9 protein-coding genes and 2 pseudogenes are annotated in these 7,567 nt (G+C 60.8%); 3 read left to right on the top strand and 8 right to left on the bottom strand.

The annotated features are described in order from the left end of the window. The first annotated feature begins 87 nt into the window (after nt 1-87). Nucleotides 88-699, top strand: coding sequence for a TetR/AcrR family transcriptional regulator (locus tag JCM21793_RS13915; protein ID WP_025030759.1), 612 nt, complete (start codon nt 88-90; stop codon nt 697-699). 334 nt (nt 700-1,033) lie between these two features. On the opposite strand, the gene JCM21793_RS13920 is transcribed toward JCM21793_RS13915, so the two are convergent. Next, the gene (locus tag JCM21793_RS13920) at nt 1,034-1,477 is read right to left on the bottom strand and encodes a BA14K family protein (RefSeq protein WP_025030760.1); all 444 of its coding nucleotides are present in this window, start codon (nt 1,475-1,477) and stop codon (nt 1,034-1,036) included. 349 nt (nt 1,478-1,826) lie between these two features. Here JCM21793_RS13920 and JCM21793_RS25985 point away from each other — a divergent pair. Further along, a pseudogene (locus tag JCM21793_RS25985) lies at nt 1,827-2,535 on the top strand (DNA helicase). Between the two features lie 339 nt (nt 2,536-2,874). Here the strand turns inward: JCM21793_RS25985 and JCM21793_RS13930 are convergent. The 7 genes and pseudogenes from JCM21793_RS13930 to JCM21793_RS13960 all read right to left on the bottom strand — a co-directional run bounded on the left by JCM21793_RS13930 (nt 2,875) and on the right by JCM21793_RS13960 (nt 7,112). After that, nucleotides 2,875-3,090: a cold-shock protein gene (locus JCM21793_RS13930; protein ID WP_007010446.1), complete on the bottom strand. Its 216-nt coding sequence runs from the start codon at nt 3,088-3,090 to the stop codon at nt 2,875-2,877. Between the two features lie 413 nt (nt 3,091-3,503). Then, nucleotides 3,504-3,715: pseudogene (locus JCM21793_RS25990) on the bottom strand (cold-shock protein). A gap of 331 nt (nt 3,716-4,046) precedes the next feature. Beyond that, nucleotides 4,047-4,517: a VOC family protein gene (locus JCM21793_RS13940; RefSeq protein ID WP_025030761.1), complete on the bottom strand. Its 471-nt coding sequence runs from the start codon at nt 4,515-4,517 to the stop codon at nt 4,047-4,049. A gap of 70 nt (nt 4,518-4,587) precedes the next feature. Continuing rightward, complete coding sequence (locus JCM21793_RS13945) at nt 4,588-5,163, bottom strand: histidine phosphatase family protein (protein WP_025030762.1); 576 nt, start codon at nt 5,161-5,163, stop codon at nt 4,588-4,590. Between the two features lie 50 nt (nt 5,164-5,213). Beyond that, nucleotides 5,214-5,651: a DUF1284 domain-containing protein gene (locus JCM21793_RS13950; protein ID WP_007010451.1), complete on the bottom strand. Its 438-nt coding sequence runs from the start codon at nt 5,649-5,651 to the stop codon at nt 5,214-5,216. Beyond that, nucleotides 5,648-6,253 carry a biotin transporter BioY gene (locus JCM21793_RS13955; protein ID WP_007010452.1) on the bottom strand — a complete coding sequence of 202 codons (606 nt, stop codon included), beginning with the start codon at nt 6,251-6,253 and terminating at the stop codon, nt 5,648-5,650. The genes JCM21793_RS13950 and JCM21793_RS13955 overlap by 4 nt, the downstream gene beginning before the upstream one ends. Before the next feature lie 193 nt (nt 6,254-6,446). Then, nucleotides 6,447-7,112 (bottom strand): GntR family transcriptional regulator, encoded by a 666-nt coding sequence (locus tag JCM21793_RS13960; protein WP_025030763.1) that lies wholly within the window; start codon nt 7,110-7,112, stop codon nt 6,447-6,449. 128 nt (nt 7,113-7,240) lie between these two features. Here JCM21793_RS13960 and JCM21793_RS30350 point away from each other — a divergent pair, with 128 nt between their 5' ends. Continuing rightward, nucleotides 7,241-7,444 carry a helix-turn-helix domain-containing protein gene (locus JCM21793_RS30350; RefSeq protein WP_051556194.1) on the top strand — a complete coding sequence of 68 codons (204 nt, stop codon included), beginning with the start codon at nt 7,241-7,243 and terminating at the stop codon, nt 7,442-7,444. Nucleotides 7,445-7,567: the final 123 nt, after the last annotated feature.

The raw sequence follows: 7,567 nt of genomic DNA on the forward strand, positions 1-7,567 counted from the left end.
GCCATGCCTCCAAAAACGTACATATGTGTACACTTTTTAATTTCGTACATTTGTGTACGGTAGCTGTCAAGACGGTGGGAGATGCGCATGCGTGAGGAAACGAGAACAGAACGCCAGGCTCAGATAGAGCGTGCCGCCTATCGGCTTTTGCGCGAGAGGGGCTATGGCGGAACGTCGATGCTGGCCATTGCCAGGGAGGCGAGGGCGTCGAACGAAACGCTTTATCGCTGGTATGGCGACAAGAATGGTCTCTTCAAAACGATGGTCGAGGCGAATGCGCGTGAAACACGCGGAGCCTTGCTGCGCGCAATCGAGGCGGGGGACGATCCGCTGGAATGTCTGGAGAACGTCGCCCCGGTTCTCCTCTCCATGCTTCTTGGCGAGAGGGCAATTGCTCTCAACCGTGCTGCTGCTGCCGATGAAAGTGGAGAACTGGGCGCTGCGATTGCCGCTGGCGGGCGCAACGCCGTGGCGCCGCTTGTCGAAGAACTGCTTCGCCGGGCATGTGAGGCAGGCAGTCTCACTGCATCGTCACCGACGACCGCTGCAGAACAGTTTCTCGGCCTTCTGATTGGCGACCTTCAGATCAGGCGCGTTATCGGTGTTTTGCCGGAGCCGGAGCCCGATTTCGTTGAAGCGAGGGTTTTCACCGCCATGACTGCATTCAAAAGCGTGTGCGGGTTTTCATTTATTGATTGACACATTTTCAGAAAATCAACTAATGGTTGTTTTCCGTGCGGAGTGATCGTGAGCATCTGCGGGTAGCCGCGATCCGGGTCCAGTGTACGTTGCTAATGCATGTCGCTTTCAAATGAATTCATTTGAAAGACAACGAACATGCATCATTTGAAAGTGTTACAGCGTCCTTTGCGCGTCTTATAAGACGCGCGGCGCTGTAGTGTCCGAGGGCCGGTTCTTCGTTTTTTCCCCGAGTGTCCATTGGATGCGTTCGCAAACTCCACATCCAGCTTTTCATGAAGAAAGGCCGGGCTGAGCCCGGCCTCATTTCGTCTCGGGGCAGGGAACTCCGAGATTAGCGCGGCTGGCAGAAATGCCGCTGGCCATCATAACCCATGAAGGTGCCGGTGCGGCCGTCAAAGCTGCGATAGCGGTTGGCGCAGTAGCGGAACCATTCGCGCGACCATGGTTCCATCGCGGCGCGATAGCGAACCGGATGTTCGCGATATACCGGGCGTTCCTGGTAGCGGTATGCTGGGCGCTCTCGGTATTGGTAGACAGGCTGGTAGTCGGGACGATAGGGCGGGTCGATGTAGACACGATCGTCGCCGCGGCGCGACTCCGAGATGAGCCCGCCCACAATGGCGCCTGCAGCCAGGCCAATCACGCCGGCAGCAATGGCGTCGCTGTTGTTGCTGCGGTGACGATGGCGGTGACCGGCATCGGCGGTGGAGATCGCTCCGAGCGTCGTGGCCGCGACGGCCAGCGAGAGAATGCCCGTCTTCAGGAAGCGTTTCATGACTTTACCTCTTCAAACACGAGCTGCGTTTTTTCAGGGGGAGCCGCAGCTTTCGCACTGGGTTTATCCATTCGCACCTGAATGGCACCTGAATGAGGCAGGCAGCCTGCGTTCAACCATTATGAACGCTCCTTATCCTGCGTGTTGCGTGTGTGACCGATGTCTGGACGGCGATCCATCGTTTCGCCCGAACGCGGGTTGCGCTAATCTCTGATTCTGGTGCTGCCCGCGCCGCCTCCCTCCATCGGGAAAGCAAACGTCATGCAGGGCTATCTGCCTTTTGAAACCGACTGTTCGGGCGGCTGCATAAGGAGGGGTTGCGAAACCAGCTCGCAATGGGAGGTTTCCGATGAAACTGACTGCCCCTCTCTACGCCCTGAAGCGCAGGGCGAAACTCCTGTCCCGCCGCGATGGCGTCCCGCTCCACGCAGCGCTCGATCGCGTTGCCAGCGAACAGGGATACGGCGGATGGAGCCTGCTGGCGGCAAAGGCCGCATCGCGTGCGCCGGCAACCATGCTGTTGTCCAGGCTCGCGCCCGGCGATTGCCTTCTGCTTGGCGCGCGTCCCGGTCAGGGCAAAAACGCGATTGGCGCTGGAACTGGTCGTCGAAACCATGAAGAGGGCAGATGGCGGTGCATTCTTCACTCTTGAATACACCGAACGCGACATCGTGGAGCGGTTTGGCGCTCTGGGGGCAGAGGCGACTCGCCATGCTGGCCGCTTTGTGTTCGACAGTTCTGACGAGATCTGCGCCGATCATATCGTGCGCGCGCTTTCGGCTGTGCCGCGCGGCACACTTGCCGTTGTCGACTATCTCCAGCTTCTCGATCAGAAGCGGATCAATCCCGATCTTATGGAGCAGGTGCAGTCTTTGCGGAGGTTCGGCGGCAGGAAAGGGGTGATCTTTGTTTTCATCTCCCAGATAGACCGCTCCTTCGATCTGTCGGGCAGGTCGCTGCCCGATATTGGCGATGTCCGTCTGCCCAATCCGCTGGATCTGTCATTGTTCAACAAACACTGTTTCTTGCACAATGGCGATATACGCTTCCATGGGTAGGGTCTTTGGGGGAGGGGCATTCCGGCGCGACTGCACCGGTTCGGCGGAAGCGGAAACGCAGGTCGCAGGACACCATTCTTATCTGCGGTCTGCTGCGCTGGTGCCTTAAACTCTGTGAAAAGAAGAAAGAGCGCGCGGCGGCTCGACTGACGCGCGTTCCCTGTTCTGCCTGCAGCAGAAGGGCCTGCCCGGAGGGCAGGCCGAAGCCTGGCGCCTTCGAAGCAGTTCCCGGAAAGGCGGAAGCCGGTTTCCGTTCGGAACTGCCTGAAAACCAGGGCCTGAACCGCTTCGCCAGTCTACGAAAACGATGAAGCGGTCTGTCCTGTACCCGTCACCCGGTCAGGGCGTAACCTCCAGGTTGACGGCTTTCGGGCCTTTGCCACGCTTGTCCGGCTCGGTCTCGAACGTGACCTTCTGCCCGTCCTCGAGGCCCTGCAGACCGGATGCCTGAACGGCTGAAATATGAACAAACACGTCCTTCTCGCCATTATCCGGGGTGATGAACCCGTATCCCTTGGCCTGGTTGAAGAACTTGACGGTACCACTCTGCGACATAGGAAGGAGTCCTTTCTCCCTTTATGCTGGTTTCGGCGGGCAAACCTCTTGATGGGTTCTCGCCCATGGCGTCATCGGTCGTTTACTGGGGGAGAAGAAACAGTCAGCTTCACGCCTCTCATCGGGACCAGTGGTGCGGGCTTTATGCCCGGACAAGTTGTTTGTCCTCGCTGCTTCGACGCGACTTCCTGAAGGCGCGATTACATCCGCCGCCAGGGCATGCCATTCCAGTCTCCGGGCCGGCAAATGCCCGAATGGCAGGGAGCTTGTTCGATTTTTTTAAAGGGAGCAAGCGAAAGTTTTGTGAATAATACGAATTGCGAAGAACAATGCGCCTGCAATCTGTGCGGGCAAATAAAAAGCGCGGCGAATGAACGCCGCGCTCGATATGTGCATCCGGGAGAGTCTGGAAATCAGACTGCCGACAGATTGACAGCCTTCGGGCCTTTGCCCATGCGGTCGGGCTCAACCTCGAAGGAAACCTTCTGGCCGTCGGTGAGCGTGGTCATGCCGGAGCGCTCGACTGCGAGATGTGTACGAACACGTCTTTCGCGCCATCATCGGGAGTGATGAAGCCGAAGCCTTTGCTCGCATTGAAGAATTTAACGGTGCCTGTCTGGGCCATTGGGAAACTCCTTTTCCCTTTGAGAGGTCGCGTCTGCGCAACGTGCACAGGTTAGCGGTGGTTCGAGAGTTTGAAGAAAATCGGGGAAAGGGGCCGTCCAAATCATAAAGCTTCCAGTCTCCGGGTCTGCAATCACCCGAGCGCGGGGAATCTATGGCACGAAAGGGAAATGGCTACAAGACTGCCTGAAAAGCCGGCTCTCATCCTCTTTTGGCCATACCGCCCGCATGTTCTACGGAAATGGCCGGGTAACGGGAGGTCGGAAAAATGCCATTTCCCGCCGGCTCCCGAGGCAGAACCCGACCGGTATTCGACCAAGGTATAATGCCAGTCAGCCCCTTGCGGCGGCTTCAAGTCCGGCTATGTCGAGCTTCACCATTTGCAGCATTGCCCCCATCACACGCTGCGCCCTGGCGGTATCCGGATCGTTTATCAGTTCGCCAAGCCGCCGCGGCAGGATCTGCCAGCTCAGGCCCCAGCGGTCCCTGAGCCATCCGCACTGTTCCGTCGTTCCGCCCTCGCCAAGCGCGCTCCAGAGCCGGTCGATCTCGTCCTGGGTTTCGCATTCGAGCATGATCGAGAAACTGTGGTTGAACGCGTCGAGAGGTCCTGCCTCAAGCCCCTGATAGCGCTGATCACCAAGTGTGAAGCTTGCTACTTTCACATTTCCTGCCGGCCCGCCCGGTGTTTCGGTGGGCAGCGTCTTCACGCTCTCTATGCTGGAGCCGGGGATCAGCGACGTGTAGAGCCGGAGTGCGCTCTCCATGTCTTTTTCGAACCAGAGATGCTGTGTGACCTTCATGCATTGCCCTTTTATTCTGATGGATGTTGCCACACAGGACGCACGGCGCACCCCGTTTCCGACACGGGTCTCAGACTTTTGGCGCAATGGGCATCCAGTGGTGCAGGATTTCCATGTCCGGCAGTGCTGCGGCCCAGAAATGGCCCTGAAACGGCTGGTCATGCGCGCGGTCGATGGGAATGCCGCGCAGCTTGCACAGAAGCAGCGTGCCAGCCGCGCCATGGGAGACGATGGCAAGGTCGCCGTCATCATGGCCGGCAACGATCCGGCTCACTGCCGCATATATGCGCGCCTGCGCGTCGACGGCGCGTTCCCATCCCCGGATGCTTTTCGCCGGACTGGCGAAGAAGGCATCCGCCGTCCGTTCAAATTCGGCCGGCGGAAGAAAGCCGGTTGCCGAGCGGTCGTTCTCGCCGAGCATGGGGTTGGTTCTGACGCCAGTGCGACGTTCAGCGTTCAGAATGACGGCGGCCTCACGCGCCTTTCTCTCTACACTCGTCCAGATGGTTCTGATGTCCGCGACCGCGTCGCTGGCCGCGAAGCGTATCATGCGTTCACGCCCGGCGTCGCTCAGGCCCCAGTCTTCCACGGTGATGGCCGGGTCGACGATCACCTCGGGGTGCGTGATGAAGATGAGTTTTGCCATTGCCCGTTTTCTGGCACGGCGCGCGTGGTGCGTCCATCCTGCGGGAGCGCTCAGTCTTGTGGCGCCGTGCCAAGCCGCGCGCCTTCATAGCCCTGTCTGGCAATCGTAGAGCACAGGCCAAGCCATTCGCAGCCAAGGCAGGCCTGCCGGGTCCTGCCCCCGGCAAAGGCGGTGCGCATCCGCTCGATCAGTTCCCGGTCGGGGTGAAGAATTTGCCCCGTGGCAATCTCATTGCCGAGCCAGCGCGAGAGCGCGCCTGCCGCCCGGGCGTCCCGCTCGCGCACGCGCGCGTTCAGGCAATGCGGTTGCGGTTCTTCGTCAAGCAGTGGCCGGCAGATGTCGTCCGGTCCTTCGATGACAAGCACATCCTCGCCCGCGTTGAGGCGCGCAACGATGCCGTCGTAATTTTTGGTGAAGGCGGGGCTGTAGCCCCGCCCGACATAAGTCAGCATGCACAGAAGGTGATGTGCACGCAGCCGCACCGTCATTGCGCATCACCGCGCTTTGCCGTGCGTGCGAGCGCCACCAGAGACGCAGCGCCGAGCGCCGACTTCAGGATGCCGCCGATCACGAATGGCGCCACGCCAAGCAGGAAGGCCTTCTCCATGCCGATCAGGCCGGCCAGCCAGACACCGCCCATGGCGAGGCAGAGTGCATTGGCTGCCAGCATGGAGGTGAAGGCGAGGAGCGGGCGCTCGGCGTTCCAGCCGCGTTCTGCCAGAAGGCCGACAAGCAGTGCCATGATCGGGAAGGACGCCAGGTAGCCGCCCGTCGGTCCGGCGAAGTGTGCGAGGCCGCCGGCGCCGCCGGCCAGAACCGGCAGGCCAACCATCGCCTCACCGAGCCAGGCGAGAACGGTCAGCGTGCCGAGACGCGCGCCATAAAGCGCTCCGATCATGGCAATCGCAAATGTCTGCATGGTGACCGGCACCGGCACCATCGGCACCTCAATGCGTGAGGCCAGGGCCAGGAACAGCGTGCCAAGCACGACCGCACCGGCCCTGAAGGCGAACGACCTCTGGTCGAGCTGCAGCGCACCGGCGCTGCCGATCAGCCTTGTGGTTTGCGATGTGGCGAAACTCTCAGACATGGGGGCACCTTTCGAATTATAGATAATTTAGAGTCTTGATCTATTATTGAGTCCACATTCGCGCGCTCTTGGCAAGAGGGGTGTGGACAATCCCTCTTCTTTCGTCCGATTGCAGGTGATTGCGTTCAGTTCTGGCGCGACCGGTTGCGGAGCCTGGGCGCCGGCAGGAAGCGCCGGGGAGGGCGTGTCCCGGTCAGCCCTCGATTACGAAAGCCTTGCGCTGCTTTCCAGACGCGGTCTCGACAGGTTTGTGCCCGATCCATTGCACATGCCGCGCGAGCACCGTGCAGGCCGCGTCCAGTTCACCGCGGCGCAGATGTTCAAGGATCGCGCGATGGTCGCGGTCGGTGCGCGTTTCCCAGTTCGAGCGCCAGGCCGAGAAGAGAAAGCGGGCGCTCGCCGCATGCAGATCGTCGATGGCGGCCAGCAGGCGCGGCATGCCGCATGGGGTGACCAGAAGCCGGTGAAACCGCCGGTTTGCGGCTTCCCACGCCATCACGTCCCGCGCCCGATCGCCTTCCAGCGTCGCCTCTTCGGCAGAAGCGAGGATCGCTGGCGTCAGGTGCTGCGCGGCGTTGCGCAGGGCCAGCACTTCCAGAGTCGCCCGCATCTCCGCCACTTCGCGCACCTGGTTCAGGTCGAATGCCGCCACCCGCACCCCGCGGCGTGGTTCGTTCTTTGCCAGTCCCTGCGCTTCGAGCAGCCGAAACGCCTCGCGCACCGGCACATGGCTGGCACCGAACTCCTCGGCGACATGGTCCTGCCGCAGCCGGGCGCCGGGCTCCAGCGTGCCGGAGATGATGCGGTCGGCCAGCGTGCGTGCGATCTGGGCGGCTTTGGTCTCTTTGTGTTCGGTCATAATTATAGATAATTTGCTTTGCGCTGCTTTGTCGAGTGGGCAGGTCGCCTGATTGTGAAAGATCAGGACGCAATGAACCTGTTTGGAGCCTGCTTGACGATTTCCATATTTGGGATAATTTCTCAAATATGGATTCTTCTTCGTACGATGACCACACCATAGACCAGCGTATTGCCGAGCGCCTGCGCGCGCTTCGTCAGGAGCGCGGCTGGTCGCTTGAGGACCTCGCCACGCGCTGCGGGGTCAGCCGCGCGACGCTTTCGCGCCTTGAGAACGCCGAAGTCAGCGCCACCGCCAATGCGCTGGGCAGGCTTTGCCAGCCTACGGCATGACGCTCTCACGCCTGATCCATCTGGTTGAGGACGATTTCCCGCCTTTGGTGCAGCGCGCCGGGCAGACGGTCTGGAGGATGCCCGCTCGGGCTTTGCGCGCCGCATCGTCTCGCCGCCCGCCCG

The organism is Nitratireductor aquibiodomus NL21 = JCM 21793, assembly GCF_000615975.1.
Taxonomy (GTDB): Bacteria; Pseudomonadota; Alphaproteobacteria; order Rhizobiales; family Rhizobiaceae; genus Nitratireductor; species Nitratireductor aquibiodomus.

What these genes read in the sequence shown, in the direction of transcription:
- JCM21793_RS13940 (WP_025030761.1), bottom strand. Translation starts at nt 4,517, where the DNA reads ATGAAGGTCACACAGCATCTCTGGTTCGAAAAAGACATGGAGAGCGCA.
- JCM21793_RS13915 (WP_025030759.1), top strand. Translation starts at nt 88, where the DNA reads ATGCGTGAGGAAACGAGAACAGAACGCCAGGCTCAGATAGAGCGTGCC.
- JCM21793_RS13950 (WP_007010451.1), bottom strand. Translation starts at nt 5,651, where the DNA reads ATGACGGTGCGGCTGCGTGCACATCACCTTCTGTGCATGCTGACTTAT.
- JCM21793_RS13955 (WP_007010452.1), bottom strand. Translation starts at nt 6,253, where the DNA reads ATGTCTGAGAGTTTCGCCACATCGCAAACCACAAGGCTGATCGGCAGC.
- JCM21793_RS13920 (WP_025030760.1), bottom strand. Translation starts at nt 1,477, where the DNA reads ATGAAACGCTTCCTGAAGACGGGCATTCTCTCGCTGGCCGTCGCGGCC.
- JCM21793_RS13945 (WP_025030762.1), bottom strand. Translation starts at nt 5,163, where the DNA reads ATGGCAAAACTCATCTTCATCACGCACCCCGAGGTGATCGTCGACCCG.
- JCM21793_RS13960 (WP_025030763.1), bottom strand. Translation starts at nt 7,112, where the DNA reads ATGACCGAACACAAAGAGACCAAAGCCGCCCAGATCGCACGCACGCTG.
- JCM21793_RS13930 (WP_007010446.1), bottom strand. Translation starts at nt 3,090, where the DNA reads ATGTCGCAGAGTGGTACCGTCAAGTTCTTCAACCAGGCCAAGGGATAC.
- JCM21793_RS30350 (WP_051556194.1), top strand. Translation starts at nt 7,241, where the DNA reads ATGGATTCTTCTTCGTACGATGACCACACCATAGACCAGCGTATTGCC.